Origin of the sequence: Pseudonocardia tropica, from assembly GCF_040105315.1 — a bacterium.
Taxonomy (GTDB): domain Bacteria; phylum Actinomycetota; class Actinomycetes; order Mycobacteriales; family Pseudonocardiaceae; genus Pseudonocardia; species Pseudonocardia alni.
Genome location: NZ_JBEDNP010000010.1, coordinates 24,949 through 41,804, shown reverse-complemented (window position 1 = coordinate 41,804; position 16,856 = coordinate 24,949). Strand labels below are relative to the sequence as shown.

Annotated in this window: 15 protein-coding genes; 7 read left to right on the top strand and 8 right to left on the bottom strand. The window is 73.6% G+C overall.

Annotation, left to right across the window (positions count from 1 at the left end):
• The first annotated feature begins 79 nt into the window (after positions 1 to 79).
• A complete protein-coding gene (locus WHI96_RS17470) occupies positions 80 to 388 on the top strand; it encodes an EthD family reductase (protein ID WP_345644470.1) in 309 nt (102 codons plus the stop codon).
• A gap of 43 nt (positions 389 to 431) precedes the next feature.
• Here WHI96_RS17470 and WHI96_RS17465 read toward each other — a convergent pair whose 3' ends face one another.
• Complete coding sequence (locus WHI96_RS17465) at positions 432 to 1,472, bottom strand: 3-isopropylmalate dehydrogenase (RefSeq protein WP_062397147.1); 1,041 nt, start codon at positions 1,470 to 1,472, stop codon at positions 432 to 434.
• A 246-nt stretch (positions 1,473 to 1,718) separates the two neighbouring features.
• On the opposite strand from WHI96_RS17465, the gene WHI96_RS17460 reads away from it, so the two are divergent.
• Entirely contained in the window at positions 1,719 to 2,729 is a 1,011-nt protein-coding gene (locus tag WHI96_RS17460; RefSeq protein ID WP_345644475.1) for an LLM class flavin-dependent oxidoreductase, read from the top strand.
• 139 nt (positions 2,730 to 2,868) lie between these two features.
• Here the strand turns inward: WHI96_RS17460 and serA are convergent, their stop codons facing one another.
• The 4 genes from serA to WHI96_RS17440 form a co-directional block, all read right to left on the bottom strand.
• A complete protein-coding gene (gene serA, locus WHI96_RS17455; protein WP_345644478.1) occupies positions 2,869 to 4,479 on the bottom strand; it encodes a phosphoglycerate dehydrogenase in 1,611 nt (536 codons plus the stop codon).
• A gap of 247 nt (positions 4,480 to 4,726) precedes the next feature.
• Positions 4,727 to 5,731, bottom strand: a complete 1,005-nt coding sequence (gene ilvC / locus WHI96_RS17450) for a ketol-acid reductoisomerase (protein ID WP_345644481.1) — start codon at positions 5,729 to 5,731, stop codon at positions 4,727 to 4,729.
• A 44-nt stretch (positions 5,732 to 5,775) separates the two neighbouring features.
• Positions 5,776 to 6,285, bottom strand: coding sequence for an acetolactate synthase small subunit (gene ilvN, locus WHI96_RS17445; RefSeq protein WP_062397155.1), 510 nt, complete (start codon positions 6,283 to 6,285; stop codon positions 5,776 to 5,778).
• A complete protein-coding gene (locus WHI96_RS17440; protein WP_345644485.1) occupies positions 6,282 to 8,225 on the bottom strand; it encodes an acetolactate synthase large subunit in 1,944 nt (647 codons plus the stop codon). Before WHI96_RS17440 ends, ilvN begins: the two co-directional genes overlap by 4 nt.
• A gap of 280 nt (positions 8,226 to 8,505) precedes the next feature.
• Here WHI96_RS17440 and WHI96_RS17435 point away from each other — a divergent pair, with 280 nt between their 5' ends.
• The 3 genes from WHI96_RS17435 (at position 8,506) to WHI96_RS17425 (ending at position 12,210) form a co-directional block, all read left to right on the top strand.
• Entirely contained in the window at positions 8,506 to 9,051 is a 546-nt protein-coding gene (locus WHI96_RS17435) for a PH domain-containing protein (protein WP_345644488.1), read from the top strand.
• 170 nt (positions 9,052 to 9,221) lie between these two features.
• The gene (gene ilvD, locus WHI96_RS17430; protein WP_345644491.1) at positions 9,222 to 11,063 is read left to right on the top strand and encodes a dihydroxy-acid dehydratase; all 1,842 of its coding nucleotides are present in this window, start codon (positions 9,222 to 9,224) and stop codon (positions 11,061 to 11,063) included.
• Positions 11,064 to 11,223: 160 nt separating this feature from the next.
• Entirely contained in the window at positions 11,224 to 12,210 is a 987-nt protein-coding gene (locus WHI96_RS17425) for an aldo/keto reductase (RefSeq protein ID WP_345644494.1), read from the top strand.
• A 21-nt stretch (positions 12,211 to 12,231) separates the two neighbouring features.
• Here the strand turns inward: WHI96_RS17425 and WHI96_RS17420 are convergent, their stop codons facing one another.
• Complete coding sequence (locus tag WHI96_RS17420; RefSeq protein WP_345644498.1) at positions 12,232 to 12,846, bottom strand: VC0807 family protein; 615 nt, start codon at positions 12,844 to 12,846, stop codon at positions 12,232 to 12,234.
• 89 nt (positions 12,847 to 12,935) lie between these two features.
• Between WHI96_RS17420 and WHI96_RS17415 the strand changes: the two genes are divergently transcribed.
• Positions 12,936 to 13,766: a hypothetical protein gene (locus WHI96_RS17415; RefSeq protein ID WP_345644501.1), complete on the top strand. Its 831-nt coding sequence runs from the start codon at positions 12,936 to 12,938 to the stop codon at positions 13,764 to 13,766.
• 182 nt (positions 13,767 to 13,948) lie between these two features.
• The gene (locus tag WHI96_RS17410) at positions 13,949 to 15,331 is read left to right on the top strand and encodes an NAD-dependent succinate-semialdehyde dehydrogenase (RefSeq protein ID WP_345644504.1); all 1,383 of its coding nucleotides are present in this window, start codon (positions 13,949 to 13,951) and stop codon (positions 15,329 to 15,331) included.
• A 7-nt stretch (positions 15,332 to 15,338) separates the two neighbouring features.
• Here WHI96_RS17410 and WHI96_RS17405 read toward each other — a convergent pair whose 3' ends face one another.
• Positions 15,339 to 16,244: a phosphotransferase gene (locus tag WHI96_RS17405; protein WP_345644507.1), complete on the bottom strand. Its 906-nt coding sequence runs from the start codon at positions 16,242 to 16,244 to the stop codon at positions 15,339 to 15,341.
• Positions 16,241 to 16,843: a DoxX family membrane protein gene (locus WHI96_RS17400; protein WP_345644509.1), complete on the bottom strand. Its 603-nt coding sequence runs from the start codon at positions 16,841 to 16,843 to the stop codon at positions 16,241 to 16,243. The genes WHI96_RS17405 and WHI96_RS17400 overlap by 4 nt, the downstream gene beginning before the upstream one ends.
• Between the last annotated feature and the right edge of the window lie 13 nt (positions 16,844 to 16,856).

The following is a 16,856-nucleotide window of genomic DNA, read 5'->3' as shown; positions in this document are numbered from 1 at the left end:
TGCACGCGGGCGCCGGATGGACCATGGTGGGGGCAGTCGCGGCGCACCGGAGCGCCGTGCGACGTGAGGAGGGAACCCCGTGTTCCAGTTGACCGCTCTCTACAACCACCCCGAGGACGTCGCCGCGTTCGACACGCACTACGACACGGTGCACGCGCCGCTGGCACGGAAGATCCCCGGCCTGGCGCGGTTCACGGTCTCCCGGCCCGCACCGGGTCCGGACGGGGCGGCGCCGGCGTACCACCTGGTGGCCGTGCTGGAGTTCCCGGACGCGGCCGCGTTCCAGTCCGGCATGGGCGGCGAGGAGGGGCAGGCGGCCGTCGCCGACCTCGAGAACTTCGCGGGCGCCGGGGTGTCCCTGCTGACCGGGCCGTCGGACCAGATCTGAACCGGTGGGTGGCCGCCGGGTTCCGGCCGCCACCCGTCCCGCGTCAGTTGGTGGCGACCTCACGGCTCGACACGAGCGCGGCGAGCCGGTCCCCGATCGAGGAGGTGTTGCCCGTCGCCGCGTGGTCCCGGGTGGCCAGGTCGAACGCGACCGCGGCCTCGATGCGGCGGGCCGAGTCACGCTGGCCCATGTGGTCGAGCAGCAGCGCGACCGACAGCACGGCGGCCGTCGGGTCGGCGATGCCCTGGCCCGCGATGTCCGGGGCGGAGCCGTGCACCGGCTCGAACATCGACGGGTTGGTACGGCTGGCGTCGATGTTGCCGCTGGCCGCCAGGCCGATGCCGCCGGTGACCGCCGCCGCCAGGTCGGTGAGGATGTCGCCGAACAGGTTGTCGGTGACGATCACGTCGTACCGGCCCGGGTCGGTGACCAGGTGGATCGTGGTCGAGTCGACGTGCTGGTAGGCCACCGACACCTCGGGGTACTCCAGCGACACCTCCTCGACGATCCGCGACCACAGCGCACCGGCGAAGGTCAGGACGTTGGTCTTGTGGACCAGCGTCAGATGCTTCTTCGGCCGCCGCTGGGCGCGGGCGAACGCGTCGCGCACGACACGGTCGATGCCGAACGCGGTGTTCTGGCTGACCTCGGTCGCGATCTCGTGCGGGGTGTCCTTGCGGAGCAGGCCACCGGTGCCGACGTACGGACCCTCGGTCCCCTCGCGCACGACCACCAGGTCGATCTCCGGGTTGCCGGCCAGCGGCCCGCGCACCCCGGGGTAGAGCCGCGCGGGGCGCAGGTTCACGTGGTGGTCCAGCTCGAAGCGCAGACGCAGGAGCAGGCCGCGCTCGAGGATGCCGCTGGGCACCGACGGGTCGCCGACCGCGCCCAGCAGGATCGCGTCGTGCTGCTTGATCTCGGTCAGCACCGTCTCCGGGAGCAGCTCGCCCGTGGAGTGCCAGCGGGCGGCACCGAGGTCGTACTCGGTCGTCTCCACGTCGCGGGCGACCTCGCCCAGGACCTTGAGTGCCTCGTTGATCACTTCCGGGCCGATGCCGTCACCGGGGATGACCGCAAGGCGCATGACCTCGTCCTCTCGTCGTACTGCTGGCCGCACGCTACCGCCTGCCGACGCAGGGTCATCGTTCGGCCACCCGGTGGGATGGTCCCGTCCGGGTGACGCGTGCGCCGCACGCGGTCGGAGGACCGGCGACACGCGGCCGTTCCGGGGACTCCGGCCCGTTCCCGGGGGTGGGACGCCCGGCGCGGCCGTCACCCGTCCGGATGGTGGGCGGGGAAGAAGCGCGGCGACGGCGTCGTTGCCCCGGACGTGCCCACGCCCGATCGCCCGCTGCGTCGCCTCGGCTTCCTCACCATCGGTTCCTTCGACGGCGACGACCCCCGCCCCGGACACGAGACGACCCTGGAGATGATCGCCCTCGGCGAGCGTCTGGGCTTCGACTCGGCCTTCGTCCGGCACCGTCACCTGCAGTTCGGCATCTCCTCGCCGGTCGCTGTGCTCGCCGCCGCGACCCAGCGGACGTCGAGGATCGAGTTGGGGACGGCCGTGGTGCCGCTGGGCTGGGAGAACCCGCTGCGCCTCGCCGAGGACCTCGCGACGGTCGACGTGCTCTCCGGCGGCCGGCTGAACCCGGGCGTCTCGGTCGGGCCGCCGATGCAGTGGGAGCACGTGCGGGACGCGCTCTACCCGGACACCGCCGACGTCGAGGACTTCGGCCGGGAGCGGGTGTCGCGGCTGCTGCGCCTGGTGCGCGGGGAGCGGGCGAGCACCTTCTCGGGGACGGTCGGGATCGAGGCGTTCTCCGAGCGGGTGCAGCCGCACTCCCCCGGCCTGGCCGGGCGCATGTGGTACGGGGCGGGCAGCGACTCGTCCGCCGTCTGGGCCGCGGGGCAGGGGCTGAACCTGCTGACGAGCAACGTGGTGCGCTCCGGTGGGGAGACCGACTTCGCCGCGATCCAGTCCCGGCAGATCCGGGCCTACCGCGCGGCGAACCCCGCGGGGCGCGTGTCGCAGGGCCTGGTCGTCGTCCCGACCGACTCCGCGACGCCCGCCCAGCGCGAGCGCTACGCCGCCTACGCCCGCGAGCGCGACGCCCGGGTCGGCGTCCCGCAGGGCCCGGCCGGGCTGCTGTTCGCCCGCGACCTGGTCGGCACCTCCGCCGCGATCGCCGAGCGGCTGTGGGCCGACGCCGGGTTCCGGGAGGTCGACGAGGCGGTGTTCGCGCTGCCGTTCGGCTTCCCGCACGACGACTACGTCCAGATCGTCACCGACATCGCCGGCGCGCTCGGACCGGCGCTGGGCTGGGCCCCGCGCGGCTGACCCGGCGGCCGGGGCACGGTCGCCCCGGGCTCGGGCGCGCGGCAGCGCCCGGCGGGCCGGGTCAGGTCCGCTCGTGGCGGGCGGACACGATCCCGCGCCGCGGCGGGTCCGCGCAGGAGAGTTCCCGCGACACGGGACGTCAGTCGTCGAACGAGATCAGCCGGATCGTCCGGGCGCCGACCGAGGCGCCGATCGGCTCCAGCACCGCCGGGTCGATCTGGCGATCCACCCGCAGCAGCATGACGGCGTCGGTGCCGTCGGTGGTCTGCGAGATCTGGGCGGCCTCGATGTTGACCGCGGCCTCCCCCAGCAGCGACCCGACCCGGCCCATCACACCGGGGCGGTCGGCGTACTCCAGCAGCACGACCTCGCCCTCGGCGCGCAGGTCGAAGTGCCGTCCGTTGATCTCGACGAGCTTCTCGACCTCGGCGCGGCCGGTCAGGGTGCCGGACACGGTGACCTTCTCGCCGTCGGGCATGGCGCCGCGCAGCTGCACCACGCTGCGGTGGTTGGCGCTCTCCGGGCTGGTGGTGATCTCCACGGTGACCCCGCGCTCCTCGGCGAGCTGGGGCACGTTCACGAACGTCACCTGGTCCTCGACGACGTGGGTGAACACCCCGCGCAGCGCAGCCAGGCCGAGGACCTGGACGTCGGTGTTCGCGAGCTCGCCCGCCACGTCGACGGTGACCGAGGTCGGGGTGCGCCCGGCGACGGCGTGCAGCGTGGTGCCGAGCTTCTGCACCAGCGGCAGCCAGGGCCGGACCTCCTCCCCGACGGCCCCGTGGATCTGCACGTTGACCGCGTCGGGCACGAACTCCCCGGCCAGGGCCAGCTGCACCGAGCGGGCCACGTCGGTGCCCGCCCGGTCCTGCGCCTCGGTGGTGGAGGCCCCCAGGTGCGGGGTGACGACGACGTTCTCCAGCTCGAACAGCGGGCTCGACGTCGTCGGCTCGGTGACGTAGACGTCGATCCCGGCGCCGCCGACGTGCCCCGAGCGGACCGCCTCGGCGAGCGCGTCCTCGTCGACGAGACCGCCGCGGGCGGCGTTCACGACGAGCACGCCCGGCCTGGTCAGCGCGAGCTGGTCCTTGCCGATCAGGCCGAGGGTCTCGGGGGTCTTCGGCAGGTGCACCGTGATCATGTCGGCGGTGCGGAGCAGGTCGTCGAGGCTCATCAGCTCGATGCCGAGCTGCGCGGCCCGCGACGGGGCGATGTAGGGGTCGTAGGCGACCAGCGTCATGCCGAACGCGGCGAGCCGCTGCGCGACGAGCTGCCCGATCTTGCCGAGCCCGACGATGCCCGCGGTCTTGCCGTTCAACTCGACCCCGCCGTAGGACGAGCGCTTCCACGCCCCGGAGCGCAGTGCGGCGTCCGCCGGCGGGATGTGGCGCGCGGTCGCGAGCAGCAGCGCGATGGCGTGCTCGGCGGCGGAGACGATGTTCGAGGTCGGGGCGTTGACGACCATCACCCCGCGCGCGGTGGCCGCGGGGACGTCGACGTTGTCCAGGCCGACCCCGGCCCGGGCGACGACCTTGAGGCGGCCGGCCGCGGCGAGCGCCTCGGCGTCGACGGTGGTGGCGGACCGGACCAGCAGCGCGTCGGCGTCGGCGAGCGCCGCCAGGAGCGCGGGGCGGTCGGTGCCGTCGACGTGGCGGATCTCGACGCCGTCACCGAGCAGCTCGACGGCGGAGGGCGCGAGCGTCTCCGCGAGCAGGACGACGGGACGGTGGTCGGTGGCTGCGGTGCTCACGGTGTGCGAGTGCTCCCCGAGGTCGGTGCGCGAACGTCGACCATCCTAGGACCGCGGGGGCCGTCGTGGCCCCGGGCGCACGGACAGGTCGCCGCCCGGCACGCCCGGAACGCGCGAAACCCCCGCCCGGTGTCGCCGGTACGGGGGTTCCACGTCGTCCGGTCCGGATGGGTGCGTCAGGACCCGGACGTCCGCGGGCCGTCTGGGGCCCGCGCGATTCATCCTGCCGGACGCGTCCGGCGGGAGATCACTTGGCCTTCTCGCCCACCCAGCTCATGAGACCGCGGAGCTTCTCGCCGACCTGCTCGATCGGGTGCTCGGCGCCCTGCTGCTGCAGCTTGGTGTAGTTGCCGCGGCCCGCCTCGTCCTCGGCCACCCACTCGCGGGCGAAGGTGCCGTCCTGGATCTCGCCCAGGATCTTCTGCATCTCGGCCTTGACCGCGGGCGTGATGACGCGCGGGCCGCGGGTGAGGTCGCCGTACTCGGCGGTGTCGGAGATCGAGAAGCGCTCGTTGGCGATGCCGCCCTCGTACATGAGGTCGACGATCAGCTTGAGCTCGTGCAGGCACTCGAAGTAGGCGATCTCCGGGGCGTAGCCCGCCTCGGTCAGCACCTCGAAGCCGGTCTGGACCAGCGCGGCGGCACCGCCGCAGAGGACGGCCTGCTCACCGAACAGGTCGGTCTCGGTCTCCTCGGTGAAGGTGGTCTCGATGACGCCCGCGCGGGCGCCGCCGATCCCGGCCGCGTAGGAGAGCGCGAGCGCCTTGGCGTTGCCCGAGGCGTCCTGCTCCACGGCGATCAGGGCGGGGACGCCCTTGCCGTCGACGAACTGGCGGCGGACCAGGTGGCCCGGGCCCTTCGGCGCGACCATGGCCACGTCGACGTTCGCCGGGGGCTTGATCAGCTCGAAGCGGATGTTGAAGCCGTGGCCGAAGAACAGCGCGTCGCCGTCCTTCAGGTTCGGCTCGATGTCCTGCGAGTAGATGAAGCGCTGCTTGGTGTCCGGCGCCAGGACCATGATCACGTCGGCCCAGGCGGAGACCTCGGCCGGCGTGCCGACCTCGAGGCCCTCGTCCGCGGCCTTCTGCCGCGACTTCGACCCCTCGGGCAGACCGATCTTCACCTCGACCCCGGAGTCGCGCAGGGACAGCGAGTGCGCGTGCCCCTGGGAGCCGTAGCCGATCACGGCGACCTTGCGGCCCTGGATGATCGACAGGTCGGCGTCGGCGTCGTAGTAGATGTTGACACTCATGGCTCTGGGACGGTTCCTCTCGGAGGTTGTGTAGCGACGACTGTCTAGCGGACGGCCGCGGCGGTGATGGACCGGGGGCCGCGGCCGACGGCCACCATCCCGGACTTCACCATCTCGCGGATCCCGTAGGGCTCCAGCATGCGCAGGAGCGCGTTGAGCTTGTCGGCCGACCCGGTGGCCTCGACCGTGACCGCCTCCGGGGAGACGTCGACGACCTTGGCGCGGAACAGCTGCACGGTCTCGACGACCTGGCTGCGCACCGTGGCGTCGGCCCGGACCTTGACCAGCAGCAGCTCGCGCTGCACCGAGGCGTCCGGCTCCAGCTCGACGATCTTGATGACGTGCACCAGCTTGTTGAGCTGCTTGGTGACCTGCTCCATCGGGAGCTCGTCCACCTCGACGACGATCGTCATCCGGGACACGTCGGGGTGCTCGGTCGGGCCGACCGCGAGCGAATTGATGTTGAACCCGCGCCGCGAGAACAGCCCGGAGACCCGGGCCAGGACACCCGGCTTGTCCTCGACCAGGACCGAGAGGGTGTGGAGCTCGCTCACTTCTCGCCCTCCAGGGCCTGCTCGGTGACGTCGGCGACCGCGTCGACCGACGCGGCCAGCTCGTCGTGCTCGAACTCCGGCCGGATGTCGCGCCGGACGTTGATCTCGTCGTTGCTCATGCCCGCGGCGACCATCGGCCACACCTGGGCGTCGGCGCCGACGACGAACTCCACGACGACCGGCCGGTCGTTGATCTGCATGGCCTGGTGGATGACCCGGTCGACGTCCTCCTTGGACTCGACCCGCAGCCCCTCGCAGCCCATCGCCTGCGCGAGCATCGGGAAGTCCGGGATGCGCAGCTTGTGGGTGTTGAGGTCGGTGTTGGAGTACCGCTCGCCGTAGAAGAGGTTCTGCCACTGGCGGACCATGCCGAGGTTGCCGTTGTTGATGACGGCGACCTTGATCGGGATGCCCTCGATCGCGCAGGTGGCGAGCTCCTGGTTGGTCATCTGGAAGCAGCCGTCGCCGTCGATGCACCAGACGACGGCGTCCGGCTCACCGACCTTGGCGCCCATCGCGGCCGGGACCGCGTAGCCCATGGTCCCGAGCCCGCCGGAGTTCAGCCAGGTCCGCGGCTTCTCGTACTTGACGAACTGCGCGGCCCACATCTGGTGCTGGCCGACGCCCGCGGTGTAGATCGCGTCCGGCCCGGCGATCGCGCCGATCCGCTCGATCACGTACTGCGGCGAGAGCGCGCCGTCGGTCGGCTCGTCGTAGCCGAGCGGATAGCGGTCGCGCAGCCCGCCGACCTGCTTCCACCAGGACGACAGATCCGGCTCACCGTGCTCGGCACGGTCCGCGCGGACGGCCTCGACCAGGTCCGCCAGGACCTCCTTGCAGTCCCCGACGATCGGCACGTCGGCGCGCCGGTTCTTGGAGATCTCGGCCGGGTCGATGTCGGCGTGGATGATCTTCGCGCCGGGGGCGAAGCTCGACAGCTTGCCGGTGACCCGGTCGTCGAACCGGGAGCCGAGTGCGACCAGCAGGTCGGACCGCTGCATCGCCGCGACCGCGGCGACGGTGCCGTGCATCCCGGGCATGCCCAGGTGCAGCGGGTGGCTGTCGGGGAACACACCGCGCGCCATCAGGGTGGTGACGACGGGCGCCCCGGTCAGCTCGGCCAGCTCCCTGAGCTCCTCGGCGGCCTCGGCCTTGAGGACGCCGCCGCCGACGTAGAGCACCGGCTTGGCCGACTCGCGGATGAGCCGGGCGGCCTCGCGGATCTGCTTGCCGTGCGGCCGGGTCGTCGGCCGGTAGCCGGGCAGCTGCAGCTCCGGGGGCCAGGAGAACGTGGTCTGCTCCTGCAGCACGTCCTTCGGGATGTCCACCAGGACCGGGCCGGGCCGGCCGGTGGACGCCAGGTGGAAGGCCTCGGCGATCGCGCGCGGGATCTCCCTCGCCTCGGTCACCAGCATGTTGTGCTTGGTCACCGGCATGGTGATGCCGGTGATGTCGGCCTCCTGGAAGGCGTCGGTGCCGATCAGCGGACGGGTCTGCTGACCCGTGATGGCCACCAGCGGCACCGAGTCCATGTGGGCGTCCGCGATCGGGGTGACCAGGTTCGTGGCCCCCGGCCCGGACGTCGCCATGCAGACCCCGACCCTGCCGGTGGCCTGCGCGTAGCCGGTCGCCGCGTGTCCGGCGCCCTGCTCGTGGCGGACGAGGATGTGGCGCACCTTCGTCGAGTCCAGGAGCGGGTCGTAGGCGGGCAGGATCGTCCCGCCGGGCAGCCCGAAGACGACCTCGCAGCCGATCTCCTCGAGCGAACGCACCAGGGACTGGGCGCCGGTCATGGGCTCGTCCACGACGCGCGGGCCGGGCACGGTGGTCTCACCGGGTGCCGGGGCCGCGCTGCGGGACGTGCCGGAGGCCGCGGACCGGCCGGGCGGCGGGCCCGGCTTCGGGCCGGGCGAGCCGGGCTTGGCGGGGACGGTGGTCATCTGGGTCTGCCTCGCTGGAGATCGTGTCGATCAGATGCCGGACATGGGCTGGACTCGGAGCTGGACATGAAAAAACCCCCGCCGCCCGGTGCTCCGGGCGCTGCGAGGGTGAGCGCGTCGTCGTTCGAGAAGGTCGAACTCAGGCGACGACGCGCCCAAGAAGTACGGGAATTCGAACGGCGAACATGCATCGACGCTAGCACGCGTCCCACGGACGGAGTCAAACGACCCCACCCGTCCGGGCGGTCGGGTCACGGTCCGGATTTGTCACACTGGGGTCGTGAGCAGCACCGACGACCGCGCCGTCCCCGCCGACACCACCTCCGCCGACCCGCGGCGGGCCACGGAGGCGTCCCAGCAGGTGGACGGCGAGCTGGCGTGGACCCCCCGGGTCCGCGACGAGGGCCGCAAGCTCCGCGTGGGCTCGCGCGCGCTGGTGTTCAAGCCGAGCCGGCTGACCATCTTCGCCATCCTGGTCGCGGTCGTCGGGTCGACGCCGCTGGTGTTCAGCCTGCCGTGGTTCTGGGTCGCGCTGCTGGCCCCGGCCGCGGCGATCGCCTGGATCCTGCGGGTCCGCACCACCGTGGACCCGGAGACGGTCACGGCGCGCGGCGCGTTCTCCTCCCGCACCGTGGCCTGGGACGACGTGCGCGGTCTGCGGATCGGCTCGCGCTCGCGGGTCAGCGCGGTGCTGGGCGAGGACGACGACCTCGTCCTGCCCGCGGTGCACGCGCGCGACCTGCCGGCGCTCTCCGTCGCCAGCGGCGGCCGGTTCGCCGACCCGGCCGCGGTGACCGACCCGGAGGATCCGGCCGAGGGTCACTGACGTCCGTCGCTGGGCGTACGGTTGCGGGCGATCGGCCCGCCGGCCGGCGGGACGCGACCCGCCCCGCCGCCGTCGCGCCGCACCCCCGGGCGGCTCGTGCCCACGCTCCGCGACGCGCCCACCGGGGTCCCCCCACGAACCACCACGGAAGACCCGGCTGGAGAAGACCGATGCCCGCCCTGCGTTCCCGCGTCACCACCCACGGTCGCAACGCCGCCGGAGCGCGTTCGCTCTGGCGCGCGACCGGCATGGGCGACGACGACTTCGGCAAGCCGATCGTCGCGATCGCCAACTCCTACACCCAGTTCGTGCCCGGACACGTGCACCTCAAGGACATGGGTGATCTGGTCGCCGGGGCCATCAAGGAGGCGGGCGGGGTCGCCAAGGAGTTCAACACGATCGCCGTCGACGACGGCATCGCGATGGGCCACGGCGGGATGCTCTACTCGCTGCCGAGCCGCGAGATCATCGCCGACGCGGTCGAGTACATGGTCAACGGCCACGCGGCCGACGCCCTGGTGTGCATCTCCAACTGCGACAAGATCACGCCGGGCATGCTGAACGCCGCGATGCGGCTGAACATCCCGACCGTGTTCGTCTCCGGCGGACCGATGGAGGCCGGCAAGGCGGTCGTCGTCGGCGGGGTCGCGCAGGCGCCCACCGACCTGATCACCGCGATCTCGGCGTCCGCGTCGTCCGAGGTGGACGAGGCCGGCCTGGCCGAGGTCGAGCGCTCGGCCTGCCCGACCTGCGGGTCCTGCTCCGGGATGTTCACCGCGAACTCGATGAACTGCCTCACCGAGGCGCTCGGGCTCTCGCTGCCGGGCAACGGTTCCACGCTGGCCACGCACGCCGCGCGCCGCGAGCTGTTCCTGAACGCCGGGCGCACCGTGATGGATCTGGCGACCCGCTGGTACCGCGACGACGACGCGTCCGCGCTGCCCCGCAACATCGCCACCCGCGAGGCGTTCGAGAACGCGATGGCGCTCGACGTCGCGATGGGCGGCTCCACCAACACGGTGCTGCACATCCTGGCCGCCGCGCAGGAGGGCGAGATCGACTTCGACCTCGCCGCGATCGACGCGATCTCCCGGCGGGTGCCGTGCCTGAGCAAGGTCGCGCCGAACTCGGACTACCACATGGAGGACGTCCACCGGGCCGGTGGCATCCCCGCCCTGCTGGGCGAGCTGTGGCGGGCCGGGCTGCTCAACACCGGGGTGCGCTCGGTGCACTCGCCGTCGCTGGAGCAGTGGCTGACCGAGTGGGACGTCCGGTCGTCGGCCCCGTCGGAGACCGCGGTCGAGCTCTACCACGCCGCGCCGGGCGGGGTCCGGACCACGCAGGCGTTCTCGACGGAGAACCGCTGGTCCTCCCTCGACACCGACGCGGCGGGCGGGTGCATCCGGGACCTCGAGCACGCCTACTCCGCCGACGGCGGCCTGGCCGTGCTGCGCGGGAACCTCTCGGTCGACGGCGCCGTGATCAAGACCGCGGGCATCCCCGAGGACATCTGGGAGTTCGAGGGCCCGGCCGTGGTGCTGGAGAGCCAGGAGGACGCCGTCTCGGCGATCCTCAAGAAGGAGATCAAGCCCGGCGACGTGCTGGTCATCCGCTACGAGGGACCCTCGGGCGGGCCGGGCATGCAGGAGATGCTGCACCCGACCGCGTTCCTCAAGGGTGCCGGGCTGGGCAAGGTCTGCGCACTGATCACCGACGGCCGGTTCTCCGGTGGCTCGTCGGGCATCTCGGTCGGCCACATCTCCCCCGAGGCCGCCGCCGGCGGCACGATCGGGCTGGTGGAGAACGGCGACCGGGTCCGGCTCGACGTCCGCGCCCGGTCCCTGGAGCTGCTCGTCGACGCCGAGGTGCTCGCCGACCGGCGCGCCAAGATGGAGTCCTCCGAGCGGCCCTGGCAGCCCGTCGACCGCCAGCGCGTCGTGTCGAAGGCCCTGCGCGCCTACGCCCACATGGCGACCAGCGCCGACACCGGGGCGGTCCGCCGCATCCCCTGACCACCCCGCCCCCTCCTCCCTCGCGCGCCACCCCGCCCCGTCGCGCACTCATGGAGCAAAAGCCTCGTGCCACCGTGCATGAGCTCCATGAGTGCGGACCCGGAGGGGAGGTGCGCGCAGGGCACGGCGGGGCGGCGCCCGTGGGGATAGGTTGGTTGGCATGGCTATCGGAACCCGCCGTCTCGGCGACCTGACCGTCTCCGCCCAGGGCCTGGGCTGCATGGGCATGAGCCAGGCCTACGGCGACACCTCCGACCGCACCGAGTCGATCGCGACGATCCACCGCGCGCTCGACCTCGGCGTCACGCTGCTCGACACCGCGAACGTCTACGGCGACGGCGCCAACGAGGAACTCGTGGGCGCCGCGATCGCCGACCGCCGCGACCGCGTCGTCCTGGCGACGAAGTTCGGCATCGTGCGCGACGCGGACGGCAACCAGGGCGCGCAGGGCGACCCCGCCTACGTGAGGACGTGCGTCGAGGCGTCGCTGCGCCGGCTCGGGGTCGACCACATCGACCTCTACTACCAGCACCGCGTCGACCCGGACACGCCGATCGAGGAGACCGTCGGCGCGCTCGCCGGGCTGGTCGAGGAGGGGAAGATCCGCCACTACGGGCTCTCCGAGTGCGGCGCGGACACCGTCCGCCGCGCCCACGCCGTGCACCCGCCCGCCGCCGTGCAGTCGGAGTGGTCGCTGTGGACCCGCGGCATCGAGGAGTCCGTCGCGCCCACCTGCGCCGAGCTCGGGATCGGCGTGGTGCCCTTCTCCCCGCTCGGCCGCGGCTTCCTGACCGGCGCGATCACCTCCACCGGGCAGTTCCCCGAGGGCGACATGCGCCGCGGGCTCCCCCGCTTCTCCGACGACAACCTGGCAGCCAACCTGGCCATCGTCGACGCCCTGAAGGTCATCGCGGAGCGCCGCGGCGTGACGGCCGGGCAGCTCGCGCTGGCCTGGGTGCAGAGCCGCGGCGAGCACGTCGTGCCGATCCCGGGGACCAAGCGGCGGACCTACCTGGAGCAGAACGTCGAGGCCGTCGCGCTGGAGCTGTCCGCGGACGAGCTGGCCGAGATCGAGGCGGCCGCCCCGTCGTCGGCGGTGGCCGGGGAGCGCTACCCGGCGCACCTGCAGCGCAACGTCGGCCGCTGAGCAGGGCGCCCGGCCGCCGTCTCAGCCGGAGGCGGCGGCCGCGGCGCGGCGCTGTCCCGCGGCCTGCGCCCGCCGGGCGTACAGCACGGTCCAGCCGATCAGCGCGCCCAGCACCACGAGCGGGACGACGGCGTTCACCACCACCGTCGTCCCGACCGGGAGCCGGTAGGTCAGCACGATCCGCACGACCGCCTCGGCGACCAGCACCACGCCCCACACCGCGGTGAGCACGCGCTGGGTGCGGCGGAACCCGGCGTACCGCCAGAGCCCGTCCCACCAGGCGACGCGTCGCGGGTCGCCGCCGGTGGCGAAGCGGCGTCCGAAGTAGAACATCAGCGGGCGCGGGAGCAGCACCAGCGAGCCCAGCAGGACCAGGCCGAGCGCGCCCGTCGTCGCCGACTCCTTGAGCAGCAGGATCCGCGGGTCGGAGAACAGCAGACCGACCACGGCGCCGACCACCAGGAACACCAGCACGAGCGCCCCGAACTCGTCGACCCGGCGGCTGCGCAGCCAGGTGATCCCGATGTCGAGCAGCGGCCCGACGCTCCCGGCGAGCAGGGCCGGGACGGGCCCGATCCCGCGGTCGGTGAGGACGTCGTAGACCACCACGGGCACCGCGACGCTCAGCACGATCATCTGTGCCCAGGACAGCGCCTGCCCCGTCCCGCTCCGGCCCGCTGCCTCTACCATCGGTTCCCCCGAACTGGACGGAATGGTTCACGACCGTGAGCAGAAGTGTAGAGCTGGGCGCGCTGGTGGCAAGGCGCAACCCGACGAGCGGTGTGGTCGCGTCGCTGCTGCGCGTCGCCGGCCGCGACGAGCTGCCCGCCGCCGTGCTCGTCGGACTGCTGGGCGATCTCGGCATGCGCGAGCCCGCCGCGCGACGGCTGCTGGCCCGGATGCGCGAGGACGGCCAGCTCGCGGGCCGGCGCGACGGGCGCGCCGTGCACCTGCGCCTCGACGGCCCGTTCGGGGCGGCCGTGCGGCGTCTCGGCGACGACCTCGGCGCCCGCCCGCCGGAGTGGACGGGCGCGTTCCAGGCCCTCCTGCACGCCGTGCCGGAGCAGGAACGGGCCTACCGGGACCGGTTGCGCCGCACGGCCGTCCTCGCCGGGTACGGGGTGCTGCAGCCGGGGGTGCTCATCGCCGCGACCGACCGCTCCGGCGATCTCGCCGACGTGCTGGGCGACGCGCCGCCCGGCGCCCGGGTGCTCGTCGCCGAGCTCGCCGTGGACACCGCCGAGGCGGCCCGCGTCGCGGTCGGGGCGTGGGACCTCGACGGCGTCGCAGCGGTCCTGCGCGGGCACCGCGACCGGCTGGCCGCGGCCGCGGCGACCCCGCCCGCCGGGGGCGCGGACGGGCTGCGACAGCTCGTCGAGCTGACGAACCCGGTGTTCGTCGACCTGGTCCGGGCGCCCGGGCTGCCCACCGCCCTGCTCCCGCCGGACTGGCCGGCCCAGGACGTCGTCCGTCGGCTGACCGCGGTGCTGGCCCGGTACGTCCCGCCGGCGCGGGCCCACGTCCGGTCGCGGCTCCACGCGGCCGGCGTGCGGTGACGCAGCACCGGTGACGCAGCACCGGTGACGGCGGTGAACGGCGGCGCCGTCGGCCCGGCACGGACGGACCCGATGTTTGCCGGTCCCCCCGGACCGGACATCCGTCGGGGAGGAGCGCCACCCGCGCCACGGCGGGACGCCGGGCACACCCCGTCCCCGCCACCCCGCAACGGAAGGAAGTCATGAGCACCTACGTGACGACGAACCCCGCCACCGGCCGGACCGAGAAGGAGTTCCCGCAGCTCGACGACGCGGCGGTGGACCAGGTCCTGACCCGGGTCACCGACGCCTACCCCGGGTGGCGTGCGACCCCGGTCGCGGAGCGGGCGCAGATCCTCGTCCGGGTGGCCGAGGCCTACGAGGCCCGCAGCGACGAGCTGGCCGCGCTGATCGCGACCGAGATGGGCAAGCCCGTCAGGGAGGCCGCGGGCGAGGTCGCGCTGGCCGCGTCGATCTACCGCTGGTACGCCGAGCACGGCCCGGACCTGCTGACCCGGGAGACCCTGGACCCGCAGGGCGCGCAGGAGTCGGTGGTGCAGACCGAGCCGATCGGGCCGCTGGTCGGCGTCATGCCGTGGAACTTCCCGTACTACCAGGTGGCCCGGTTCGTCGCGCCGAACCTGGTGGTCGGGAACACGATCGTCCTCAAGCACGCCCCGATCTGTGCCGCCTCGGCCGAGGTGATGGACGAGATCTTCCACACCGCGGGCGTCCCGGCCGACGTCTACGTCAACGTCTACGCGACCAACGAGCAGGTCGCCGACATGATCGCCGACCCGCGGATCCAGGGGATCTCGCTGACCGGCAGCGAGCGGGCCGGTGCCTCGGTCGCCGAGACGGCGGGGCGCAACCTGAAGAAGGCCGTCCTGGAGCTGGGCGGGTCGGACGCGCTCATCGTCCTCGACGACGCCGACGTCGCCGGCACCGCGAAGGTCGCCGCCCGGGCCCGCCTGATGAACGGCGGCCAGGCCTGCAACTCCCCGAAGCGGATGATCGTGCCGACCGACAAGGTCGAGGAGTTCGTGTCGGTGCTGGTCTCGACGTTCGAGGCCACCGAGCACGGCGACCCGACCGACCCCGGTACCCGGCTCGGCCCGCTGTCCTCGGTCACGGCGCGCGACGGCGTCGCCGAGCAGGTGCGTCGCGCCGTCGAGCAGGGCGCCACCCTGCACACCGGCGGCGAGGTACCCGACGGCGACGGCGCGTTCCTCCGCCCGGCCGTGCTGACCGGCGTCACCAAGGACATGGACGCCTACTCCGAGGAGATCTTCGGACCGGTGGCCGTGGTGTACGGCGTCGACTCGGTCGACGACGCGGTCACCCTGGCCAACGACGTGAGCTACGGGCTCAGCGGGTCGGTGTGGAGCGGCGACATCGAGCGCGCGCAGGAGATCGCCGACCGGCTCGAGGTGGGCATGGCCTACGTCAACGAGCACGGCACGACGCTGCCCGGCCTGCCCTTCGGCGGGGTGAAGCGCTCCGGCTTCGGTCGCGAGCTGGGCCGCTGGGGCATGGGCGAGTTCGTCAACACCCGGCTGCGTCGCACGGCCAAGCCGAAGGGCTGAGCCGGGATCAACCGCGGCGGGCGGTGGCGAGCAGGTCGCCCAGCTCGTCGAGGGCCGCGGCGGCGACCCGGACCATCGAGGTGACCCGGTCGGGGTCCTGGTGGTCGGCGGCGAACGGCAGGTACTGCACGTGCGCCGCCGCCCGCGCCCACGCCGTCTCCACCGCCACCATCACGGGCGGGTCCGGCGCGCCGAGCGCGGTGTGCAGGGTGTCGCGGTAGACCGCGGGCACCGGCGACGACGGCGCGTCGGCCGGGCCGTCGGGCGGTGGCGCGGTCAGCACCACGACGTCGAGCGACCCCACCGCGACGCGGGCGTTGCCCCAGTCCAGCAGCACCGCACCGGCCGGACCGGCGACGACGTTGCCGCGGTGGGCGTCGCCGTGGCACAGGGTGCGGGGCAGGGCGCGCAGCGCGGTACGGGCGCGGTCGTCCCCGGCCCAGGCCACCGCGGACGCGGCCGCCGTGTCGTAGCCGGCCGCCGTCAGCCGGTCCGCGGCCTGCCCGCACCGCCGCGCCCACCAGGTGTCGTCGACGACGGGGACGCCGCGCGGCCGGTTGCGCCGCCAGTGCGCGTGGACCAGCGCGAGGGTGCGCCACACGTCGTCGGGCACCGGGTCCCCGGCCGGCAGCGGCGCGCCGGGCTCGTGGTCGAGCAGCACCCAGCCGTCGCCGGAGCCGAGCATCCGCGGCAGCCGGACGGGCCCGTTCACCACCGCGACGGCGCGCAACGCGGCCGTCTCCACCGCCCCGGTGTGCTTGAGGACGACCGCGGTGCCGTCGTCGAGGTCGATCCGCTCGGCCCTGCCGGAGGCGTACCCGCCGGTCAGCGGGGTCCGTGCCCGCACCGCGAGGTCGCGACGGCGGCGCCGGGCGAGCGGGCGCAGCCACGCGTCGTCGCCGGCAGGGGTCACCGGCGCAGCACGAACAGGACCAGCAGCGCCACCGCGACCGCGACCAGCAGCGACAGCACCGACCACGGCAGCGGGCGTCGCTGGTAGGTGCGCCCGGCGTCGAGGGCGATCCGACCGGCCCCGGCGAACACCAGGGCCGCGGCCCCGGCGCCCAGCAGCAGGTCCAGCTCCAGCGCGTTCGCGCCGTCCGAGGCGAACAGCGGCACCGACAGGGCCGGCACCAGCGCCACCACCACGGCGACGCCCTTCGCCGCGAGCAGGCCCGCCGCGGCGAAGGGCGTCAGCAGCCCCAGCACGAGCAGCACGCCGAGGACCAGCTGGCCGACCGCGAGCACCCAGGCCAGCGGCCCGGCGAAGGACACGAATCCCGCGTCGGCGAGCGCGGTCGCGCTGGCGTCGAGGCCGATCCCGCCCGCGACGCCGAACAGCTTCCGTGCGCCCGCCGCGGCGAAGGACGCCCCGACGACCAGCCGCAGCACGAGCAGCCCGATGTCGGAGGAGAGGTGGGCGGGGACCGGCAGGCGCTCCGGGCGGGTCTTCTCCGCCGGTTCGTCGCCGGAGATGTTGCCCCAGTCGTACTGCTGCGTGGGCCCGCTCATGGTCGACGACAGT

What these genes read in the sequence shown, in the direction of transcription:
- WHI96_RS17465 (WP_062397147.1), bottom strand. Translation starts at nt 1,472, where the DNA reads ATGCGCCTTGCGGTCATCCCCGGTGACGGCATCGGCCCGGAAGTGATC.
- ilvC (WP_345644481.1), bottom strand. Translation starts at nt 5,731, where the DNA reads ATGAGTGTCAACATCTACTACGACGCCGACGCCGACCTGTCGATCATC.
- WHI96_RS17440 (WP_345644485.1), bottom strand. Translation starts at nt 8,225, where the DNA reads ATGACCACCGTCCCCGCCAAGCCCGGCTCGCCCGGCCCGAAGCCGGGC.
- ilvD (WP_345644491.1), top strand. Translation starts at nt 9,222, where the DNA reads ATGCCCGCCCTGCGTTCCCGCGTCACCACCCACGGTCGCAACGCCGCC.
- WHI96_RS17425 (WP_345644494.1), top strand. Translation starts at nt 11,224, where the DNA reads ATGGCTATCGGAACCCGCCGTCTCGGCGACCTGACCGTCTCCGCCCAG.
- WHI96_RS17420 (WP_345644498.1), bottom strand. Translation starts at nt 12,846, where the DNA reads ATGATCGTGCTGAGCGTCGCGGTGCCCGTGGTGGTCTACGACGTCCTC.
- WHI96_RS17410 (WP_345644504.1), top strand. Translation starts at nt 13,949, where the DNA reads ATGAGCACCTACGTGACGACGAACCCCGCCACCGGCCGGACCGAGAAG.
- WHI96_RS17400 (WP_345644509.1), bottom strand. Translation starts at nt 16,843, where the DNA reads ATGAGCGGGCCCACGCAGCAGTACGACTGGGGCAACATCTCCGGCGAC.